Source organism: Alloscardovia omnicolens DSM 21503 (genome assembly GCF_000420505.1).
GTDB classification, from domain to species: Bacteria; Actinomycetota; Actinomycetes; order Actinomycetales; family Bifidobacteriaceae; genus Alloscardovia; species Alloscardovia omnicolens.
Map to the genome: position 1 here is coordinate 24,402 of NZ_ATVB01000011.1, position 22,763 is coordinate 47,164.

Below are 22,763 nucleotides of genomic sequence, written 5' to 3' on the forward strand. Positions count from 1 at the left end.
TAAAGGCGCGCTTACGTATGTTGCTATTACATGAATGAGAAAAAAGAGAAAATAAAACACAAATAATAAACAGATGAGGGAGGTGAAGACGTGAACTGGCCATTTATTCTTGAAGAAATTCCCACTTTTGCTCAGGCACTTGTGGTCACACTCAATGTGTCGGTGTGGGGAATAGTGCTCTCCCTTATCATTGGTGTTTTCGCGGCAGCAATTGAAAGCGCTCGCGTTCCCGTAGTCCGTCAGATTATTCGCGTCTATATTGAACTCAGCCGCAATACCCCGTTACTGGTGCAGCTGTATTTTATTTACTTTGGATTACCAAAACTCGGTGTGCGCTGGTCGCCAACGCAGTCAGCAATTGTGGGTCTCGCTTTCTTGGGTGGATCATATATGGCAGAAGCTCTGCGTGGCGGTTTGGATGCGGTTGCTCCTATACAGCGTGAGTCAGCGCGAATGCTGGGCATGAATAGTGTGCAGATTTTCTCGCGCGTTATTTTGCCTCAGGCGCTCAGCACTGCAATGCCAGGCGTTATAGCAAACGTCATCTTCCTGATTAAAGAATCATCTGTTGTTTCTGCTATCGCGCTCGCGGATATTATGTATGAGGCAAAAGACATTATGGGCAATGATTACAACACCTATGAAGCCCTTGTTCTGCTTACAGTTTCATACCTGATTGTGCTGCTGCCTATTTCCCTCATTGGCACATGGTTGGAGAGGAGGTTCGACTATGCAAGGAATTGATATTCTTTTCCAGCCTTCCGTTATGCCGCGCCTTTTTGAGGGCCTTCTTGTAACTTTGTGGATTGCTGGCGTATCCGTTCTCGCTTCTCTTCCTGCAGGCATTATTGTGGGCTGGCTTATGACTGTGGATAATAAGTTTGTGCGTCTGATTATGCGCATTTACTTGGATATTATTCGCATTATGCCTCAGTTAGCTTTGCTGTACATTGTGTATTACGGTTTTGCTCGCGCATGGAACGTGAATTTTGATGCAACTTTCGCAACGATTATTGTGTTTATTGCGTGGGGCGCAGCTGAGCTGGGAGATTTGGTACGTGGTGCTTTGCAGTCGATTCCGAACTCACAGCGTGAAAATGCACAAATGTTGGGTATGAACTCCGCTCAGAGCTTCTTCTACGTGATTTTGCCACAAGCTTTGCGTCGTCTTTTGCCAGCATCTGTAAACCTGGCTACCCGCATGGTCAAAACAACATCATTAGCTGTATTGCTCGGCGTAGTAGAAGTGATTAAAGTTGGTCAGCAAATCATCGATGTCAATCGCATGACGCATCCTCAAGGAGCGCTGTGGATTTATGGTGTCATCTTCTTTATGTACTTCTTTATTAGTTGGCCGTTGTCCCTTATTGCAGGATATTTAGAGAAAAAGTGGTCTCATGAGTAACGAAACGCAAAAAGAAACGCAAAACGAAGCAAAGAATCAATCAGCAGATAATACCGTTGTTTTTGATGCGGTCGTCAAGCAGTACCCACATGCACAAGCTCCTGTGCTCAACGGTATTAACCTCAATATTCCTCGCGGTAAGGTAACTGTTGTGCTGGGGCCTTCAGGTTCCGGAAAGTCAACGTTATTACGCACCGTTGCAGGTTTGGAACCAATCCAAGGCGGAGAAATTTGCTTAGATAATGAAGTAATCGCTTCACAGAACGTTACTTTTAACAAGCGTCCAGCGGATTTGCGCACACGTATTGGCATGGTTTTCCAAAGCTATGACTTGTTCCCACACAAAAGCGTGCTGGGTAACGTAACAATGTCTCCAATTATTGTGCAAAAGCGCAATAAAGCGGAAGTTGAGCAAGAGGCTTTACAGCTGCTCGATCGCGTTGGTCTCAAGGATCGTGCGCAATCGAAGCCACGTGAGCTTTCTGGCGGTCAGCGTCAGCGTGTAGCTATCGCACGTTCCCTTATTATGCATCCAGATATTATGCTGTTCGATGAAGTAACAGCCGCGCTTGACCCAGAAATGGTGCGCGAAGTTCTGGACGTTATTGTTGAGCTTGCCGATCAAGGCATGACCATGATGATCGTGACGCACGAAATGGATTTTGCTCGTGCAGTAGCCGATCATGTGGTTTTGCTGGAGAACGGTTCCATTGTTGAGGAGTCACACAATAGTGACGAATTCTTTGAGCATCCTCGTACTGAGCGTGCTCAGCAGTTCCTCAACACCTTTAAGTTTGAGCGTCACCGCATTTGAGCGTCACCGCATGAGTGAAGCCCAGAAATAAAATATCGCAAAGAGAGAAAAGAAGATCGTATGAGCATCGTTTCAGCACTCACACAGATTAAAAAGCACGCACGTCACATCGTTGCTGGTATGGCTGCACTTTCTTTGACGGTCGGCCTTGCAGCATGCGGTCCACAGGTCAGCAGCAGCACATCTGGCTCGTCGTTAACTGTTTCAAAGAGCACTCGCACTTTAGATGATATTAAGAAGTCGGGCGTTTTGAAGGTAGCTGTATTTACCGATAAAGCTCCATTCGGTTATGTAGATAAAGATGGTAAGAACCAGGGTTACGATGTTTACTTTGCTGAGCGTTTGGCAAAGGATTTGGGTGTAAAGATTGAGTACACTTCTGTAGATCCTGCTGCTCGTGTAGACGTTTTGTCTTCTAATAAGGTCGACATTACTTTGGCTAACTTTACGGTTACTGAAGAGCGCGCTAAGAAGGTTGACTTTGCTAAGCCATACATGAAGGTTGCTTTGGGCGTTGTATCTCCTGAAGGCGCAGAAATTACTGATGTAAATCAGTTGAAGGATAAGACCTTGATTGTTGCTAAGGGAACGACTGCAGAAACCTACTTCGAAGAGAAGCATCCTGAAGTAAAGCTGCAAAAGTATGATCAGTACGCTGATGCTTATAACGCTTTGCTTGATGGTCGTGGTGACGCATTCTCCACTGACAATACTGAGGTATTGGCTTGGGCTAAGTCTAACAAGGGCTTCAAGGTAGGTATTACTTCTTTGGGTGATACTGACACCATTGCTCCAGCCGTGAAGAAGGGCAACAAGACTCTGCTCGATTGGATCAACAAAGAGATTGACATCTTAGCAGGTGAGCAGTTCTTCCACAAGGATTACGAAGAAACCTTGCTGCCAGTTTATGGTGATTCTATTAATGCAGATGAAATCGTTGTTGAAGGTGGCAAGCTCTAAAGCTGTGCAAACCTGCGTAGAAAATCTGTATATATAAGGCGGAGGCTTCCTCGGAAGGGGAGCCTCCGCCATTTTGATGCTTGTATGGAGTGTTTGTGGTATTCAACGACTGTGCCTATGCGTGAAGGTTAAAGATGGAAGAAGGCTTACCATCAACACATTTTGGCCTATAACCCGCATATTGTGGGGGCAAGCTTAAGATAACACGCGAATGACTTCGTAATAAACCATAATTGTGTTGCAGGGTTTACGTATCTGCTCAGGCTTGTGCAGTTGCGTCTTTAACGCGTGAGCAGATACGTTACACACAAAGCGTGCTGTTTTTGACGTATAAATCCTATTGGCTTGGGCGCTTGCGTTCTAGTTAATGCGTAAATCAAACAGATTGATATAAAACAAAAAAGAGAAGAGCCGATGAGTCCAAGAGAAGAGGGTAAAAAGGAAACATCGGCCTGAATAAAATATATCAGGTGTTTTCAATTTTCTCAAAAAAAATACGAAGAAACTTTGATCAATATAACACTTTTGGGTGAAAATTAAAGGCGTGTCGCACTTGAAAATTATCTGTAAGTGGATTAAAGGATCCCTGAGTGTTGTAAGCGTTATCGATTATATAGGAGGGTACTGTAAAATATCTACTGTTGATGAGTTGCCAGTAGTGAGAGAAGTTATGCATCGCACACACAGTCACCGTCCTGCATCGGGAGATGTTTTGACGCCTTGGCGTCGGCTTATAACTTCGATGCTTGTAGGTGCAAGTATTTTTGCGTTATCTGCGTGTGGAGATAATACGCCTAGTTCGGCGCTAACAGATTCGCAGTGGGGCGCACGTAAACTCGAAGCATTAAGTGGTGAATTTGCTGCTGCTGGTGCGTCGTCTCAAAAATCAGCTGTTGATGCGTGGATTGTTGGATACAGTGCAGGTCAACAGAACGCAGCTATTTCTTACGATCCATCAGGTTCGGGTGCTGGAGTTAATACTTTTCTTACAGGTGCTGTCTCTTGGGCAGGAACTGATGCTCCGCTAAGTGATAGCCAAGTCAAGCAATCGCAGGCAGTATGCGCCCAAGGCACAGCTTTCGAAGTTCCAACCTATGTCTCGCCTATCGCAATCGCATACAACCTATCGCAGTACGGCCTCCAAGACGCTCACATACAATTGTCCCCCGCAACCCTCGCTAAAATCTTTAACGGAAGCATTTCCCGCTGGAACGACCCAGCTATCATTGCAGAAAATCCAAGCATCGCAGCCAAATTACCGAACCTAGCCATCACCCCAGTATGGCGCTCCGACAAATCAGGCACCACTAAAACTTTCCAAACATATTTACGTGAGGCTGCGCCACAAGACTGGACGAACGATCCTACCGAAACATGGCCATACACTATCGGTCAGGGAGCCAAAGGAACGCCCAGCGTGGTAATGACAATCGGACAGGCTCAGGGCACAATCGGCTATGCGGACTTCGCGCAAGTCTCCAACCTTGGCACGGTTTCTGTGCAAGTGGGGCAAGAGTATGTGCAGCCAAGCGCTAAGGCAACAGCACAACTGATTAACCATTCACCGCTCAATGCAGAAGCCCTCAAGGACGGTCGCTATATCGTTGACGTGGACTACGCCACAAAGAAGTCGGGCGTGTATCCTATCGCTTTGGTGAGCTATGAAGTGGCGTGCACCACCTACAAGTCCGCGCGAACGGCAACATTTGTGCGGCAGTGGCTCACTTACGTGCTCAGCGATGAGGGGCAGGAAGTATCCGAGGACTATGCTGGCGCAGCTCCACTGCCTAGTGCGTTGCGCGAGCAGATGATGAAAGCGGTCGGCGATATTTCTTCCGGCGATATTTCTGCAGATGATAGCTCTTCTGGTGCGACTTCTTCAGCAAAGAAAACAGTGTCTGCAGTCAATACTGCGCGCGCTAATATTTCAAGCAATGCTACGTTCAGTGCTGCGAAGAATACTGCTAAAACGATGACTACATTGCGTACTGTGGTAAATAAAAATAATTTTGCGCATCCCCAAGAGATAACCTCCGCCCTCTCCAAGGAGTTTGCGTAAACCATGAAAAACCGCATGAATAAAATCATGAAAAACCACATGAAAAACAGTGCTAATAGCAGCGCCGGAAACAGCGCCGCAAACACCACTGGAAAAGCCAGTCTAAAAAAAATTACTGCCGACACGCTCTTCCGCTGGTGTGCAGTTGCTGCTGGCGTTCTTATTCTTGGCGTACTTGCCGCTGTTTTTGTGTTCTTACTCATCCAAGCAAGCCCTGTTTTTGTAGGCAATCGCGAAGCTGCCGCCCACGTTATTTCTTCTTTTACTGGCGGACGCACTACAAGTTTCTTAGCATTCGTGGGACCACTGATTTTTGGAACCGTTCTTGCTTCCGCTTTGGCGCTCGTCTTAGCATTTTTTGTTGCGGTGGGTATCGCTCTATTTATTTCACACTATGCACCCAAAAAACTTAGCTCCGTTTTAAGTTCCGTAGTCGATTTGCTGGCCGCTATTCCGTCGGTCGTCTATGGTTTGTGGGGAGCTTTGGTGCTTGTGCCGCACATGTATCCTGTATGGTCGGCGATTAACAAAGTTTTCGGATGGATTCCGGTGTTCGCAGGCTCTGTGTCTAATCCTCCGCGCACGATTGCTACGGTTGCTGTGGTTCTGGCAGTTATGATTTTGCCGATTATCACTTCTATGGCACGCGATATTTTCGTGCAAACTCCATTGCTCCAGCAAGAAGCAGCTTTGGCTTTAGGTGCTACGAAGTGGGAAATGATTAAACTGTCTGTTTTGCCTTTTGGAGCTAACGGTTTAATGTCCGCTTCTATGCTCGGATTAGGTCGAGCTTTAGGTGAGACAATGGCTGTGCTTATGATTTTGTCTCCTGGCAGCACCTATTCCTTGCATCTGTTCACCGCGTCACAAAATCAGACGATTGCTGCTAACATCGCCGCTCAGTTCCCAGAAGCTGATTCTATTGGCGTATCCACTTTAATCGCTTCAGGTTTGGTTCTTTTTGTTATTACTTTTATTGTGAACTATGCCGCTCGACGTTTAACCCATCGTCATTCTGACTCCAGTTGGGTAAAGAAGTTGATGAAGCGCTGGGCGAATAGTTTCAGCGCTCGCAAAAATATTGCCGCTGACCGAGCCGATACGCAGAGCATTCAGAAAGGAGGCAAGTAAATGGTTAATCAGAAAGCATCGCGCACTTCCAGCGCAGCAACGCCTCAAGAAACAACGCACACTACCACGCTCGAGCCAACGACTCAAGTTTCGCCAACGGCTCGAGCTTCGCTATCGGCTCAGTCTTCCCCAACCCCTGACTTCGACAAGCTCAAGCCTTCACGATCTTCCTTAGCTGCTCGCAAACGCACAGATCTGCTTATGCGCGTGTTAATTTACACAGCATTTCTCATTGCCGTTATTCCTCTGATTTCCGTGCTTTATACCACGGTTGTTAATGGTGCGAGGCGTTTTGACTGGTACTTCCTTACGCATAATATGCGCGGTGTTGTTGGCGGTTTGTATCCTTTCGGAGGCATTCTTCACGCAGCCATTGGCACCTTAGAAATTACTTTGGGGGCCGTTATTATTTCGGTTCCAGTAGGTATTATGACCGCTGTATACATGGTGGAGTATTCCGCTAAGAAACGCTTACATAAAGCAATTTCTTTCTTTGTAGACGTGATGAGCGGTATTCCGTCGATTGTGGCGGGTTTGTTTGCCTACGCTATGTTTAGTTTGCTCTTTGGTCCGGGAACAGTGAACGGTTTTGTTGGTTCTGCTGCATTATCGATTTTGATGATTCCTACCATCGTGCGTTCTACAGAAGAAATGCTTTCTATTGTTCCTGTTGATTTGCGCGAGGCTTCGTATGCGCTGGGTGTGCCGAAATATCGCACTATTATTCGCGTAGTTTTGCGCACTGCTTTGCCAGGTATTGTGTCGGGCGTTATTTTAGCTATTGCTCGCGTGATTGGTGAAACAGCTCCACTGCTTATTGCTGCAGGATCTATTTCGAGTACGAACTTTAACCTCCTCTCCGGTCGTATGACCACGTTGCCGGTATACGTATATAACGAGTTCCAGCAGGGTATGGCATCGTGTCCAGCCATATCGCAGATTGGCACGGATACTGTTGGTTTGTGCGTGCCAGGAATCCGCATGGAACGTGCGTGGGCAGCAGCTTTAGTTTTGATTATTCTCGTACTTATTTTGAATGCTATTGGTCGTCTTATTGCTAAGATTTTCTCGGTGAAGACGAAGTAAGGTCTGAAAGGTAACTCATGGGACAACGTATTGATGTGAATCATCTCAACGTCTACTATGGCGATTTTCATGCTGTGGACGATGTGAATATGGTGATTGAACCCAATAAGGTGACTGCTTTTATTGGACCATCTGGTTGTGGAAAATCAACTGTTTTGCGCACACTCAATCGTATGCATGAAACAACTCCAGGTGCTCACGTTGTTGGTGAAGTACTTTTAGAGGGTAAGGATTTATATGCTCCCGATACTGATCCAGTAGCTGTGCGTCGCGATGTGGGTATGGTATTCCAGCGTCCTAATCCATTCCCAACAATGTCTATTCGCGATAACGTTCTTGCAGGCGTTAAGCTCAACAATAAGCGCATTTCTAAGTCCGATGCCGACGCTGTGGTGGAGTGGGCTTTGCGCGGAGCTGCCTTATGGAATGATGTGAAAGATCGTTTAGATAAACCAGGAATTGGATTATCAGGTGGTCAGCAACAGCGTTTATGCATTGCGCGTGCTGTGGCTGTGCATCCTCAGGTATTGCTCATGGATGAGCCATGCTCTGCATTGGATCCTATTTCCACCCTGGCAGTTGAAGACTTGATTGGCGAGTTAAAAGACGAGTTCACCATTGTTATCGTGACGCATAATATGCAGCAAGCTGCACGTGTGAGCGATACAACGGCGTTCTTTAACACTCAAGGATCAGGAAAACCGGGTCATCTTGTTGAAATTGATGACACGACAACAATTTTTTCCAATCCACGATCCGAAGAAACAGAAAACTATATTTCTGGTCGTTTCGGCTAAGAATAGAACCGAGATTGCCTGTGGGTGCTGTCTCGGCTTTATTGTCGGTGCACACTATGCGCTGATTGGGTTGGGCGGGTGCGACGCCTGGTGTGCTGCGCCTTGCATTTATTATCACTAGAGAGAAAGAAATGAAGACAATGGATTTCTTCAAGTTGAAGGAGAACGGTACCTCGGTATCTACTGAAGTAACTGCAGGTTTAACCACCTTCTTTGCAATGGCCTACATCATTGCAGTGAACCCAAGTATTTTGGGACAAACCGGTATGCCATGGGGCGCAGTATTCCTGGCAACCATTATCGCCTCTATTGTTGGTACCCTTATTATGGGCTTGTTTGCTAACGTTCCATACGGTTTAGCTCCAGGTATGGGTCTCAACGCCTTCTTCACCTTCACTGTTGTGAAAGGTGTTGGTTTTACGTGGCAAGAAGCCATGTCTATGGTATTTATTTGCGGCATTATTAACATTATTATTACCGCTACATCCTTGCGTAAGATGATTATTAAGTCCATTCCGCCAATGCTTCAGCACGCTATTGGCGGCGGTATCGGTATCTTTATCGCTTACGTTGGCTTGCTCAATATTAAGGTCATTAACTTCGAATCGGGCGCTCCGGCGCTCTCCTCTTTCGCAGACCCTCAGCTGCAGGTCTTCCTTATTGGCCTCATCGTTGCTATCGTTCTGCTCATCGTTAAGTTCCCAGCTCAGCTCGCATGGCTCAACAAGGGCGCTTTCGTAATCGCTATCGCGGTAGCCGCGCTTATCGGCATCCCTTACGGCCTCACATCTATGGGCAAGTCCATCAGCATCGTACAGTCGTTCCAGCAGCTGCCAGAAACTGCTTTCGCTATCTTTACACCAAAGGGTTTCCCAGCGCTTTTCGCTGACCCAGCACGTCTGCCTCTGGTTCTCGTCACCATTTTCGCTTTCTCTCTGTCCGATACTTTCGACACGATCGGCACCTTTATCGGTACCGGCCGCCGCGCAGGTATCTTCTCTGCTGATGATGAGAAGCAGATGGAAGAGCACGCTGGCTTCAGCTCCAAGATGGATAAGGCTCTGTTTGCTGATGCTACAGCAACCTCGATCGGTTCTTTGCTCGGTACCTCGAACACCACTACCTATGTAGAGTCAGCTGCAGGTATTGCTGCGGGCGGTCGTACCGGCTTAACCTCGGTTATCGTTGCCGCTGGATTCGCGCTGTCTACTGTTTTCGCACCCCTCATTTCTGCAATTCCGAGCGCAGCTACTTCTCCAGTTCTCGTTATCGTGGGCTGCATGATGATGAGCTCCTTCGCAGAAATCGCTTGGGACGACTTGACTATAGCCATTCCAGCCTTCTTTACCGGCGTATTCATGGCTTTCGCCTACTCCATCTCTTACGGTATTGCAGCAGGCTTTATTACCTACTGCATCGTAAAGGTATGCAAGAAGGAAGCTAAGCAGGTTCATCCAATTATTTGGGGTGTAGCTCTTCTGTTTATTATTGATTTAACTTTGCAAGCCATTATTTAAGGCGTAAAGACTGAAGGGGACGGTGTTATGCACCGTTCCCTTTTTTAGTGGTTCATTGGACTTAGTGGGGTTTGTGCTGCTCCGTTTTTGTTGGACTGTATGGTCGGTTCTATTATTTTAGGGAGTGATTGAAGTCCTCGCGCATACGTGAATCATGGAACACTATGCCAAGTCACGTTTCACGAACCGTCCCCCAAGTGCTCCGGTCTGCCGTACAAGAATAATCAAATAAAGCAAACCAAACTCCGCTAAAAACCCGCGCACCTCTTAGTCCACAGCTTTGAGCGCTTCCAACATATCCACACTCCTCAAACGATGATGCACATACGCCGCCAGCATCCCCAACGCCACCGCAATCGCTACCGCCGGCACAATATACGCCCATAGCCCCGTCCCCGCATAAAACATGGTGGAACTCGGAGGCACCACCTCCAGCATGTATGCGTGCAAAGCTCGTCCCAAACCGAAGCCCATAAGCGTGCCCAGCAACGACAAAATAATCGTTTCGCGGTAAATATACAGAGTTACTTCACCATTAAAGAAGCCCAGCACTTTTACCGTAGAAAGCTCTCGAATACGTTCAGACACATTAATATTCGTCAAATTATACAAAATACAGAAGGTGAGCAACATAGACACAAGCACCAGCACAAACATCACCTTGTTGAGGGATTGCGCAATCGTATCCATCTGAGCTGAAAGCGCCACGTTTTGAACAACGCCCGACACAGCATCCAACTCAGTCAGACGCGCAGCCTCTTTCTCCACAGAAGAAATGCTACGGTTTTTGAGCTGCACAAGGTACCCCTGAGCTTCATAATCAGCGGAGAACACACGCTTATATGTGGTAGCGGTCATATACATGTAATGACCCATATACATCTCACTGATGCCCGTAATGCGCACAGATCTGCTACGACCATCAGCATCTTTGAAACTTAAAGTGTCTCCAGCATGCACCCCAGTCAGCTTTGCCAAACGATGCGAAATAATAGCGCCCTTATCTGTCAGCTCTAAAGGGCGATGCGAGTAAGCGTCTAACAGCGTCATAAACTTACTTAACTCGCGAGGCTTGTTCGAGGCAATAAGAGCAATCGAATGTGCCTCATCATCGGGTCCCGCCACTTTCGATACTGTTTCAAAATGTACAGCAGTTGAAGAGCGCACGGCAGAAGATCGCAACTCCTGCTCTAACTGCGCTTTTTGCTCCTTCCGAGCCTTCTGCTCAGCGGAAGTCTGTGCAGAAGGGGAGCTGGACACAATCACATCATAATGAACCAAATCGCTAAACTGACGATTATTAATCGAATTAATTGAATACTGCAAACCGAGACCTGCGAAGAGTAAAGCTGTAGCGCTCGCTACGCCAAAAAGCGTCATGAACATGCGGTCTTTATAACGCATAATATTGCGCAAGGTCACTTTATACGTAAAGCTTAAGCGGTTCCATAGCACAGGTATGTGTTCGAGAATAATTTTTGAACCTGCTGCAGGAGGCTTCGGCAGAAGCAGAACAGAAGGTTTTTCGCGCAACTCGCGTAGGCACACAAAAATAGCGGGCGCAGTAGCGCAGGCTAAAGCAGTGGCAACGCTTATCATCGAGGTAATGCCATCAAAGTGTAATTCAAGTGCAGGCAGAGTAAAACGGTCGGAGTGAGCTGCATAAATAACTGTTGGTAACACCACATGCCCGAGCGCACTTCCCAGAAGCGAACCAATCAGCGAGGCTAAAGCGCCATATACCACGAACTTGAGCATAATCGCAGTATCAGGGTACCCTAAAGCTTTCATACTGCCGGCATTAGTGCGCTCCTCATCCACAAAACGCGACATTGTAGCTATCGTAACCATAACGGCAACAAAGAACAGGAAAACCGCGAAAATATGCGAGAGCGCGTCAATCGTGCGCGGGGACGAAGAATACACCGTGTAGCCCTCATGTCCAGGCCAATCATTGCGTCCGTAAACAGAATACACAGGTTCTTCTAACTCGTTGAGCTGCTTAAATGTATCAGAGCGCGACGTGTCTAAAAACCGCCGAGCCTCATCGAGTTGCGTTCGCGCGCCATCTAACTGAGCTTGAGAGGAATTCAACGTGCTTTCGTTAGCCTTGAGCTGTCCAGCTCCAGCGCGTAACTGACTATTCGCTTGCTCCCACTGAGCCAGCTGATACGTGTAGGTTTGCAAGCCCTTCTCATACTCAGCTGCACCCGCTTCATATTGCGCTAAAGCCGCGTTATAGGCTGCGCTTTGATGATTAAGTTGAGCGCTGAGTTGAGCGCGTAGCTGCTGGGTCTGCGTATTGTCAGCAGACGGGGGAGCGTTCTGCAAAGCATCGAGTTGATGTTGCGCGGCAATAATCTGCTCGCGCGCATACTCTAAATTCCCGCGTAACTGTTCGAGTTGGGCATGCGTGGCATCAAGTTTTTCTCTGGCTGTGTTGAGCTGAGCTAAACCGTCGGCACTGCGCTGCTCGCCTTGCTGCGCCTCAATTTTTCGAGCATTAAACTGCTCCTGCGCTCGGCTGAGCTGTTCCTGCTTTTCGGTAAGCGAGGCAGTATTACTGTCAATTTCTTGCTGAGCAGCGTCCAGTTTATCTGTTGCTGTCTTTTTTATCTCTGCCAAGCGTTGCTCAGGTCTGCCAGCCAGAGCCTTCTCTATCTGCTTTTTATGTTTGCGTAAACGCTCGGTATATGCGTTGGAATACGGATTGATTTGGCGCATATCTCGAAAAGTTAAACGAGCCAGCGTGTAATAATCAGTGCGAAAAGCTGTGGGAGAGAGAACTCCGTAACCCTCCAAGGAGCCGGTACCCACCCGTGACTGGCCGAGATTAATAGTCGATATAAGTTCTACAGAGTGTACGAAACCTACTATTTTTAGCTTTTTAGTGCGTAAAACGGATTGCTGAGAATCCTCATGAGCCTCAACTGTTTGGCTGATTTTATACGTTCCAGATAATTGATTGCTTAAAGCTATTTCTGAGGAAGCGTTAGACCGTGGTAAACGACCGCTAACGACTTCGTAAGTAGAAATTTTAGAGCTATTGGAAAAAAGACGGATAGCTTTATTGCTTGTTCCCAGCGTTACATCAGTAAGATAACCGCACTCGGATCGCTCCACACCGTGTATTTTGCGCAGAAGAGAGCAATCAGTTTTATCTAAACCCATTGTGCTCATAACCTGCACATCAGCAAGATGATGAGCATTAAAATAATGCTGGGCAGTTAAGCTCATATCAGGAGATGCGACTTTCAGTCCTACTAAAGCAAAAGAACCGATAGCCAATAAAATCATAATAGAGAAGAAACGACCCTTTGATTTAATAAGGCAACGCCATATATCTTTCCATAATGTGCGATGCAATAAACTCATAACTCACCCCTACCATTCAATATCCGCAATGTCTTGAGGGTGAGGATTAACATCAATACTGCGCACACGACCGTCTGCCATGCGAATAACACGGTCGGCAATAGGGGCAATTAAGGAGTTATGCGTCACAATGATGACTGTAGAGCCTTTCTTGCGGCTCATATCTTGCAAAATCTGCAAAATCGCTTTACCGGTGTGATAGTCTAAAGCGCCCGTTGGTTCGTCGCATAACAAGATCTTAGGATTTTTTGCAATAGCTCGAGCAATTGCAACACGTTGCTGTTCGCCACCCGACAGTTGAGCAGGGAAGTTATCCATGCGATGAGATAGTCCCACAGCTATGAGTGCCTCTTGCGGACTCATAGCATTACGCACTACTTCTGAAGCGAATTCAACATTTTCTTTGGCGGTTAAATTGGAGATAAGATTATAAAATTGGAAAACAAAGCCAACATCAGTGCGGCGGTAAGCAGTGAGCTCGCGCGAGGAATATCCTGCAATATCGCGACCATCAATAATAACATGACCTTCGTTGAGGGTATCCATACCGCCGAGAATATTGAGCATGGTTGATTTTCCTGCTCCCGAGGCTCCTAAAATAATAGCGAGTTCGCCTTTTTCCACGCTAAAAGTTACATCGTTATTCGCGATGATTGTGCTATCGCCTGCAGTATAAAATTTGGAACAATGCTGTACGTCGATGTAACTCATAGTCTCATTCTTGCACAGGTGGAGGCAGAAACTCTATCGGAGCGTGTTGGTTGTTCTTATCGGTTTTTGGGGAATGCTCATATGCGCAACTGTTATGCCGCTTGTGAAGCCATTTTTCCGCATCATAAGTGGCATAAGAGGTGTATGAAACGGTTAAGCACGACGCGATACAACCGCCACAACACTACAGCCACCGCAGCACCACTGCACGCAAAGTCCCCGCGTCAGCACTTTTGCACTGAACACGGGGACTCTTAATCTGAAACTAATCCGAACTGCTATTCAACCATCTCAACACCAGCAAGGATTAGATGAATCACTTTAATACCAATTATAAGCTTGAGAATGTGCCCATGCTGCTGTTGGCGTACCATAGCGACCAGCAATATAGCCTAAGCCCCAGGTAATCTGCGTGGTAGCGCTTGTCTGCCAATCTGCACCAGCGGAAGCCATCTTGCTTCCTGGAAGAGCCTGAGGAATACCATAAGCTCCAGAAGGATTAGCAGCAGTTGTGCGCCAGCCAGATTCCTTATTCCACAGGTTCACCAAAGCAGTAAAGTCAGATTCAGACCAACCGCGTGCTAAAACCATCTCATGTGCAATAGACTGTGCTTCGCTGACTGGAACAGTGGTACCAAGGTTTGCAGAAGAACTAGAAGATGTGCTTGCTGTTGCTTTCTTCGTACCTACATGAACTTCCTCATTCACAGGAGCTTTTTTCACATACTCAGTGAGAGTAGAAGTGGAGACCACGCCATCGGCGTTCTTCGTTACCAAATTAGTCTGTTCAACAACGCCGTCTTCGCCCTTAACCGTTACTTTGCGAGTGCCTTCAGCTAAAGTGCTGTCTTCAATCTCTACAGTGTTATATGCAACAGATTGCTCAACCGTTTCAACTTGTGAGTTAGCTCGCGTAATTTTAATAACAGTGGATTCCTTCACCTTCGTGTCGAGGGAAGGGCTGACGGAATCATCTGATTCCAAAGTAATATTTCCTGCAGCTAAAACAGACTTTACATCAGTAAAATCCGAGCCCAAAACCATACGCGAGGTTCCGTTAATAACAACCTTAATGTATTCGGTATCTGCAGAGGAGTCGCCCGCATTATTACGCAAAGCAGAGCGTAACGTACTACGCGATACGTCCTTACTATTGCTGACCAAATCGTTAATAGAGTAGGCAGTAATATGCAAAGATGATGATCCGTTAAAGTAATTGACGGTTGCAAAAGCAGTGCTGGTGGCAAGAGTAATAACTGCTACAGCACCCGCGCTGGCTGCAATCCAGTGTTTGCGGGTCATTTTTTTATGTAATGGTACGATCGGTTGTCCGTGGCGACCAGGCATAAAGCTCCTCAGATTGGCGAATAATGCTCGATATTTAATTATTCAAGTATGCGAGCATGTGACTCGCGAACATCTCTAACCGCCCTAATAGCAGCTAGTTACACAACTGCCCATAATTTTACCACGAACGGCGTTCAAAGGCTAAAATATGGGCAATCAGCTTTTAGAATTGGGCAGCTATGCAGATGCTATACGAATCCTCTAGCCACTTCAGGCTTACTCAGCCTCATCCTGGGCTTCAGTCTCAGCTTCAGCATCCACATCAATATTGCGCACCTGCTCAATAACGCTGTCAAGCTGAGAAGCAGTCAAAGCGCCCGCCTGCTGGAACACAACGGTGCCGTTCTTAATGGCCATCAGCGTTGGCACTGCCTGAATCTGTGCAGCCTGAGCTAGATCTTGGTTGTGGTCAATATCAACTTTGCCAAAATAAATATCTTCGTTCTTCTCAGATGCCTTCTCATATACTGGTCCGAAAGCGCGGCAAGGAGGGCACCATGTAGCCCAAAAATCAACGAGAACAATATTGTTGTTGCTAATAATATCGTTAAACTTTTCTTGTTCAATAGTCTGCGTTGCCATAAATATCCTTCAGTAAATATCCTTCAGTATTCTTAATTTCTTATATATCGCGAAGTTCCGCGCAGAACGGTACTACTTCTAGTTTAACTGTTTCAACGTTCTGAGTGCGACGAAAATTCCCTTCACTTTGCTCTGGGTGAAGTGCAATAATTAAGTGTATGTCAGTTCTCAATGATGAAGTCCCTGATAGCGACGACTTTGATGCAGGTCGTAAGCGCGGCGAATTTGATGATATAACTCCGGATGATTTTATGCGCGGTTCGTCCTCGCATAATCCTCCTGGATGGTTATCGCGTCGCGATATTGATGATGTGCGTTCAAAAACGCCTCTGCCGTATATTGTTGTTGTTCCTGTGCGAACCGATGATTTGGGACGTATTGCGTATGTGGGTTCTTTGCTAACCGCTCATGATGCTGATGGCACCGTTTCGCGCACGCTGATTACAGGACGTGTGCTCTTTCACGAAACGATTCGTGAGTCTATTGCGCGCAATATATCGAAAGATTTGGGCGATATGACTTTGCCACATCTTCCCGTGAATCTGCAGCCTTTTATGGTGGCTGAGTTCTTCCCAACTCCAGGAGTAAGTCCTTACTTCGATGCGCGCCAACATGCTGTTGCTTTGTGCTATATCGTCGATATTGCCGGTGATTGCCGTCCTATGGATGAAACTCTGGACGTGGAATGGGTAAGCGTAAGTGAGGCAGTAAGACCTGAGTTTTTAGCTCAACTTCCTAATGGTTTCGATCGTATTGTTGTGCAGGCTTTAACCAGCGCGGGCGTGTAGGAGAGGCGCGTAAAAGGTGAGTAGGAGCTGCTTCTCAGGCATCGTTGCGCCACAGACGTTCACAGTGAGCAACCTCTACAGTAAACTACTTCCACAGTAAAGCACGCGTGGTAGCGTACAACTATGGCCATAAAATACTTCGACATTCCTGTGCACACTTATCATCGCGCTGTTGTTCCTGCAGGGCATAGCGACATTCCGCTCGTGCTTATTCACGCTTTTCCAGTTGATCATCACGTGTGGGATGCTACTGCAGCGCAGATTATTGAGCAGACACATGGTCGCGTAACTGTGCTTGCAGTTGATATGCCTGGAGCGGGCACGAATCCTGTTCCCGATCGCGCAAGCGTGGGCGAGATTGCCGATGATGGTGCGTATACGCAAGCCATGGATCGCATGGCGTCATCTATTGTGCATGCTGTGCACTCTGCCGGTTTTAATCGCGCTATCTTTGCAGGTATTTCTATGGGCGGTTACGCCACTTTGTCTATTGCACGGCAGTTTAGCGATGCTGTTGCTGGTATTGCCTTGTGCGATACAAAAGCAGATGCTGATACTCCTGCTCAACGCGCGAACCGTTTAGCTATTGCTGAACGTTTAGAACGTGAAGCAACACTTGAGCCAGTTTTCCATTTTGCTCAGCCACAAGATGACGATTCAGCTTTTAAGAAATCCGATGAATTTATTCATACTTTTATGGCGTGGATTGCTTCACAAAGTCCTGCTGGAGTGGCGTGGCGTCAACGTATGGCTGCAGGTAGGCGTGACGATAATGATACTTTAGGAACGATTACTGTTCCAACAGCAGTTATCAGCGGTTCCTTAGACCCATCATCTGCACCCGATGTAATGCGTCCGATTGCTGATGCTATGAAGCAATCTCAGATGCGTTTTACCGAGATTAAAGACGCTGGGCATTTTAGCTGTTATGAAAAGCCTGCACAGGTTGCTGCTGCTCTAGCTCAGTTAGTTGATGACGTACGCTCCGTGTCAACACCGTCTGCTGATTGCTCTGCGCTACCTTTAACCGTAAACGCTGAATCCTTGCGTGTGGGAGAGCTGTTAAGCGATATTCCTATGACTCAAGGCGCTGTGAATTGGCATATTGACCGTCGCGAGCAGATAACGCCAGATAATTGGCACGATGTTCTATCTGCCGAGAATACTTTCGTAGTTCTTGTGAAAAACTCTCGTATTGCTGTGGCAAAAGCAGGCATACAATCAGCTATACACACTGGGCATATGCGCAGGCTTGTAGAATTAGCAGGCTCGTATGTGGCGCAAACTCTTGCGCAGCATCCTGACGCTCTCTACTACTTGGGGGAACTCTACGATGCGGCGCACGATGAGATGAGAACATATATTGCCCTTGATTTTGATGTGCTCACCGACGATACAGCGCATAGCGTGGTTACTACTTTTGTGAGCCGTGCGCTTATGCAATACGATTGGCCTATTTTCCGTTCTGTATCTGGCTTGTTATCAGTGCATCAGGCTCAGCTGGGTGCAATGGCACAGGGATTGAGCTTGTGGCACAGTAAAACACGGTATTGCGGATACTGTGCACATGCCACACACAGCATAAATGGCGGATGGACTGTGCAATGTGAAGGTTCAGACGCACATATTCATTTCCCTCGTATAGAGCCATCGATGATTGTGCGCATTACCGATTCAGAAGATCGTATTGTGCTCCAGCATAATAAAGCCTGGGAGAATGGCGTTTATTCTGTATGCTCAGGTTTTGTGGAAGTTGGAGAAAATACAGAGCATGCAGTTCATCGCGAAGTTCAAGAAGAACTGGGCATTACAGTAGATACCGTGCATTATCTGGGTTCGCAACCATGGCCCTTCCCAGGTTCTCTGATGCTTGCCTACGGTGCATACGCTCTCGATACGCAGCTGAACATAGATACGAGCGAAGTAGCAGATGCCCAGTGGTTTAGCCGAGACGAGTTTATGCAGGCTCTTGCTGCTGGACGCATTGAACTACCCGGTAAAGCATCTATCGCTTTGCGCATGATTGAGCAGTGGTACGGAACACAATTACGCTAAGATAAAAATATGAGTGAAACAACAAGTAATAATGCTCCAAATTTGAGCGTTCCAGAACATTTATATTATTCGGATGATCACGTGTGGATTGATACATCAGTATCTCCTGCAGTTCTGGGCATAACTGAGTATGCAGCAGAACAGTTAGGAGACCTCGTTTTTGTTGATCTTCCTGACGTTGACGCACAAGTTCAGGCAGGCGACGAGCCAGTGGAATTAGAATCTGCTAAAGCGATTTCCACTATGGTTATGCCCGTGTCGGGTACTGTGCGCTACGTGAATAACGATGTGGTCGATGACCCAGAAATTATTAATAATGATCCGTATGGTGAGGGTTGGATTCTCAAAATTGAACTTGATGAAGACGAACCTGAACTGTTAAGCGCAGAAAGTTATGCCGCCATTGCCAAATAATACTTCGGAATCCAACCGTCCAGTTCGCCAGAAAAACACAGAGAAAAAGCGTTCTAGTTATGCGAAGGAACAGCGTCCTATTATGGCGCAACGCGCTCGCACAACCATTGACCGTCCTTCCGTGCATGAGCGCACTGAGAAAAAACCGCCTCTTGTTCAGCTGGGACGACGGTTGGTTACGGGTATTTTCGGCGCTTGGTATGGTTTATCCATGCCGAGCGCTCGCAAGGCTGGGTGGAAGCCACGTGTTGAACCGTATGTGGGTTATGGAACCACTAAGTTCTCACGCATTATTTGCCGCACTGTTTACGGATCTACAGCACGCACTTTCCGTCGCCGTTTAGGGCGGGGCATTCGCAATATTTTTCTGGTTCCAGCTCCTCGAGTTCCTGTGCGCGTGAGTATTGATGGTATTCCTGTGCTTGCAGGGCATGTTGGCGATTTATCAACCTTCGAAAGCGTACACGATATAAAGCAATCGCCGGCAAGCGCTATTCGTTCAGATGAGCATGGTTATTTGGATTTGCTTGCTCCACGCACGATGACTCCAGGAACGCACACTATTACGTATCAGGTAGGAAAGCGTCCTCCTGTGGCATCGCCGCTGTTTATTAGTCCTGACGGTTCTCCCGTGGGCATTATTTCCGATGTAGACGACACTATTATGGTGTCTCAAGTGCCTCATATGGCAAAAGCGGCGTTGAAATTCCTTTTTGTTAATCCACGTAACCGAGCCAGTGTGCCAGGTATGAGCGTGTTTTACAACAAGATTGGCGATCTGTTCCCAGGCGCCCCATTCTTCTACTTATCTACATCTCCATGGAATGTGGAGGGCACTATTCGCGAACTTATTCGTGTGCACGGTTTTCCTCAAGGCCCGATTTTGTTGCGCGATATAGATCCGCGACCGAAAACTTTTATTCCTAGTGGGGTGCAGCACAAGCTTGAATTTGTGCAGCAGCTTATGTCGGACTTCCCTCATATGAAGTTTATTCTTATTGGCGATGACGGGCAGCAAGATCCAACCACGTATGCTCGTTTAACCAAGTTATATCCAGGACGCATTGTGGCTATTGGTATTCGCCAGCTCACCTATAGTGAGAAAGATTTACCAGCTATGCTGTCTGTTTCGAGTATTCCTGATGTTGATGTGCCTGTATTTTATGGGCAGTCAGGTGTAAGCCTTATGAATACTATGCTGCCAACGCTTGAAGCCGTCTCGTTATCCATCTCTTCACAGAAACGTAAACATTAATGACTAATTTTTTCGCCGCGTACGGTTTGGAACGTTCAGATATACCTCAAGCCGTTAAAAAACCTCAAGAACGCACTCATCACGGTGATAGTTTTATAGATAACTATGAGTGGCTACGTGCAAAAGACAGCGCTGAGGTTCAAGGCTATGTGGCTGCACATAATGCTGTGGCTGATGTTATTACGCAGCGTCTTCGCCCGCTGATGAGCACGCTTTTTGACGAACTGAAAAGTCGCGTTCAAGAAACAGATATGAGCGTTCCTACTCGTATAGGTGGATATTGGTATTTTGTGCGCACACAAGAGGGGCAACAGTATGGTAAACAATGTCGCGTTCCTATTGCGCATGAAAATGATTGGACGGCTCCCACAGTAGAGCCAGATATTCCGCTGCCTGGTGAAGAAGTTATTTTTGATGCTAATAAAGAGGCCGAAGGGCATGATTTCTTCCGTTCTGGAGGATTAGATTTAGATAAAGCAGGCGAGCTTCTGGTTTATAGCATCGACACGAATGGCAATGAACGCTACGATGTGCATGTGCGTAATCTGAGCACTGGTCAGAATTTGCCAGATGTGATTGAGAACGTAAGCCCGGGTTCTTTTACTACTCCAGATGGTCGTTGGATTTTTTATACGCGCACTGATGATGCGTGGAGACCATGTGAGATTTGGCTTCATCGTGTGGGTACACCAGTAAGTGAGGATGCCCGAGTTTTCCGAGAAGATGATGAACGTTTCTGGGTGGGTTGCGGTTTATCTTTTGATGAATCCATGATTATTATCGAATCTAGTTCGAAAACAACGAGTGAAGTGTCTCATCTACTTGTTGACGATATTGAAGCTCTACTTCTGCCAAGCTCTGACTCACGTTCTCGCCGTTTTGAAGCTTTTATTCCGCGATGTGAAGGCGTGGAATATGATGTGAGCTTTGCACGTTTCGAAGGTATGGCTGAAGATGGTAGCGATATTCCTGTGGCTGTTGTGGTTCACAATGTGAATCATCCAAATTTTGAAATTGATATTATCGATATGAGTAATCACGAAGGACCATACTCCTTGGGTGATGGTGATTGCATTGCTGTGGGCTCGGATTATGGTTGTGAGCAAGCCAGCGAAGAAGATCGCGCCCAATCTGTGAGTACACCGTACTTTAATGAGCATAATCCTACTATTGTGCAAGGCACATCGGGTTTGCAAATTGGCGGTCTAGGAATCTACAAAGATTTTATTACGTTGGGCTATCGTGCTAACGGTTTGCATCATTGCGCCATTATGAGCAAAAAACAAGCGTATGAAGATTGGCAGGAGGGGCGTCCGTGGAGCTTTGAACTGCTGGGAGAAAATGATTCAACTGTTTTGCAAGCTATCGGTTTTTCTGCCAATCCGTCATATGATGCTCCGGTTGTGCGCTATAGTTTCGGCTCGTATACCAGACCTTCCCAACTGCGCGAACTTAATCCTCTCACAGGTGAAGACCGTTTACTTAAACGCGCAACAGTGCTCAACTATGACGAAACAGCCTATGCAGAGCGTCGCTTATGGGTTACAGTGCGTGACGGAGTGCGTGTTCCTGTATCTCTTGTGTGGAAGCGGGGACTCGTTCCCGCTCTTGACGCGTGGCCGGCTGACCGCAGCGAATTAACTGCTCCAGAATTATCAGCCATGTACGCTGTGCAAGAGCGTGAATCTCCATCTGAGGCTGCTCCTATGTTTATTACTGGTTATGGCTCATACGAAAGCAGTATGGGGCCAGGCATGTCTGTGGCACGACCAAGCATGTTAGACCGAGGCGTTATTTTTGCTACCGCTCATATTCGCGGCGGTGGAGAAATGGGGCGCGCATGGTATGAACAAGGAAGACGTCTCAATAAAATCAACACTTTCTACGATTTTATTGATGTTACAGCTGCTTTGCAGCATGCCGGTATTGCAGATGCACATCGCACTGTTGCTAACGGCGGATCCGCTGGCGGCTTGCTTATGGGAGCTGTGGCAAATATGGCACCATTCTTGTATGCGGGAATTGAAGCAGATGTGCCTTTCGTTGATGCTCTCACATCTATTTTGGATGAATCCTTGCCTCTAACTGTGACGGAATGGGATGAGTGGGGAGATCCTCTGCATAATGCTCAGGTATATGACTATATGAAGTCGTATACGCCATACGAAAATGTTATGAGCGCTCAACAGCGCGCAGATACTTTCGGAACCGACTACTTCCCAGTCATCTTTATTACTACATCAATGAACGATACCCGCGTTCTCTACGTAGAACCTCTCAAATGGATTTCGCGTCTGAACGAGCCAGAAGTAGCAGCAGAAGCTTTCGCGAAAATCGAGGTAGAAGCAGGTCATGGGGGCGTATCGGGACGTTACAAGCAGTGGGAAGAAGTATCCCTCGAAAATGCGTGGTGTCTCGACATCATGGGTGTGTCCAACTAGCGGACGCTGATGTCACTTTATGGTCA

17 protein-coding genes and 1 pseudogene are annotated in these 22,763 nt (G+C 47.0%); 14 read left to right on the plus strand and 4 right to left on the minus strand.

Going from position 1 to position 22,763, the window contains the following annotated elements:
* Positions 1-90 precede the first annotated feature (90 nt).
* The 9 genes and pseudogenes from G464_RS0105625 (at position 91) to G464_RS0105665 (ending at position 9,769) form a co-directional block, all read left to right on the plus strand.
* Positions 91-744 (plus strand): amino acid ABC transporter permease, encoded by a 654-nt coding sequence (locus tag G464_RS0105625; protein WP_021617668.1) that lies wholly within the window; start codon positions 91-93, stop codon positions 742-744.
* Positions 731-1,405, plus strand: coding sequence for an amino acid ABC transporter permease (locus G464_RS0105630; protein ID WP_022857078.1), 675 nt, complete (start codon positions 731-733; stop codon positions 1,403-1,405). Before G464_RS0105625 ends, G464_RS0105630 begins: the two co-directional genes overlap by 14 nt.
* Positions 1,398-2,219 carry an amino acid ABC transporter ATP-binding protein gene (locus G464_RS0105635; protein ID WP_021617670.1) on the plus strand — a complete coding sequence of 274 codons (822 nt, stop codon included), beginning with the start codon at positions 1,398-1,400 and terminating at the stop codon, positions 2,217-2,219. The genes G464_RS0105630 and G464_RS0105635 overlap by 8 nt, the downstream gene beginning before the upstream one ends.
* 60 nt (positions 2,220-2,279) lie before the next feature.
* Positions 2,280-3,179 (plus strand): cysteine ABC transporter substrate-binding protein, encoded by a 900-nt coding sequence (locus G464_RS0105640; protein WP_022857079.1) that lies wholly within the window; start codon positions 2,280-2,282, stop codon positions 3,177-3,179.
* A 670-nt stretch (positions 3,180-3,849) separates the two neighbouring features.
* Positions 3,850-5,238, plus strand: a complete 1,389-nt coding sequence (locus tag G464_RS09080; RefSeq protein ID WP_022857080.1) for a substrate-binding domain-containing protein — start codon at positions 3,850-3,852, stop codon at positions 5,236-5,238.
* A 39-nt stretch (positions 5,239-5,277) separates the two neighbouring features.
* Positions 5,278-6,255: pseudogene (pstC, locus tag G464_RS09085) on the plus strand (phosphate ABC transporter permease subunit PstC); the annotation flags it as partial.
* Positions 6,256-6,369: 114 nt separating this feature from the next.
* The gene (gene pstA / locus G464_RS09090; protein ID WP_080651163.1) at positions 6,370-7,455 is read left to right on the plus strand and encodes a phosphate ABC transporter permease PstA; all 1,086 of its coding nucleotides are present in this window, start codon (positions 6,370-6,372) and stop codon (positions 7,453-7,455) included.
* A 17-nt stretch (positions 7,456-7,472) separates the two neighbouring features.
* Positions 7,473-8,252, plus strand: a complete 780-nt coding sequence (pstB, locus tag G464_RS0105660; protein WP_021617675.1) for a phosphate ABC transporter ATP-binding protein PstB — start codon at positions 7,473-7,475, stop codon at positions 8,250-8,252.
* Positions 8,253-8,392: 140 nt separating this feature from the next.
* Entirely contained in the window at positions 8,393-9,769 is a 1,377-nt protein-coding gene (locus G464_RS0105665) for an NCS2 family permease (RefSeq protein ID WP_022857081.1), read from the plus strand.
* A gap of 267 nt (positions 9,770-10,036) precedes the next feature.
* Here G464_RS0105665 and G464_RS0105670 read toward each other — a convergent pair whose 3' ends face one another.
* From G464_RS0105670 to trxA, 4 genes are all read right to left on the minus strand, one after another.
* Positions 10,037-13,144: an ABC transporter permease gene (locus G464_RS0105670; RefSeq protein ID WP_022857082.1), complete on the minus strand. Its 3,108-nt coding sequence runs from the start codon at positions 13,142-13,144 to the stop codon at positions 10,037-10,039.
* A 9-nt stretch (positions 13,145-13,153) separates the two neighbouring features.
* On the minus strand, positions 13,154-13,855 hold the full coding sequence (locus G464_RS0105675; RefSeq protein WP_022857083.1) for an ABC transporter ATP-binding protein: 702 nt from the start codon (positions 13,853-13,855) through the stop codon (positions 13,154-13,156).
* 321 nt (positions 13,856-14,176) lie between these two features.
* On the minus strand, positions 14,177-15,202 hold the full coding sequence (locus tag G464_RS0105680) for an aggregation-promoting factor C-terminal-like domain-containing protein (RefSeq protein WP_022857084.1): 1,026 nt from the start codon (positions 15,200-15,202) through the stop codon (positions 14,177-14,179).
* A 216-nt stretch (positions 15,203-15,418) separates the two neighbouring features.
* Positions 15,419-15,784 carry a thioredoxin gene (gene trxA / locus G464_RS0105685; protein ID WP_022857085.1) on the minus strand — a complete coding sequence of 122 codons (366 nt, stop codon included), beginning with the start codon at positions 15,782-15,784 and terminating at the stop codon, positions 15,419-15,421.
* A gap of 158 nt (positions 15,785-15,942) precedes the next feature.
* On the opposite strand from trxA, the gene G464_RS0105690 reads away from it, so the two are divergent.
* The 5 genes from G464_RS0105690 (at position 15,943) to G464_RS0105710 (ending at position 22,737) form a co-directional block, all read left to right on the plus strand.
* Positions 15,943-16,572, plus strand: coding sequence for a DUF4916 domain-containing protein (locus G464_RS0105690; RefSeq protein ID WP_022857086.1), 630 nt, complete (start codon positions 15,943-15,945; stop codon positions 16,570-16,572).
* A gap of 123 nt (positions 16,573-16,695) precedes the next feature.
* On the plus strand, positions 16,696-18,627 hold the full coding sequence (gene nudC / locus G464_RS10115) for an NAD(+) diphosphatase (RefSeq protein ID WP_022857087.1): 1,932 nt from the start codon (positions 16,696-16,698) through the stop codon (positions 18,625-18,627).
* 9 nt (positions 18,628-18,636) lie between these two features.
* Entirely contained in the window at positions 18,637-19,041 is a 405-nt protein-coding gene (gene gcvH / locus G464_RS0105700; RefSeq protein ID WP_021617683.1) for a glycine cleavage system protein GcvH, read from the plus strand.
* Complete coding sequence (locus tag G464_RS09100; protein WP_021617684.1) at positions 19,022-20,296, plus strand: App1 family protein; 1,275 nt, start codon at positions 19,022-19,024, stop codon at positions 20,294-20,296. The genes gcvH and G464_RS09100 overlap by 20 nt, the downstream gene beginning before the upstream one ends.
* Positions 20,296-22,737, plus strand: a complete 2,442-nt coding sequence (locus G464_RS0105710; RefSeq protein ID WP_022857088.1) for a S9 family peptidase — start codon at positions 20,296-20,298, stop codon at positions 22,735-22,737. Before G464_RS09100 ends, G464_RS0105710 begins: the two co-directional genes overlap by 1 nt.
* Positions 22,738-22,763: the final 26 nt, after the last annotated feature.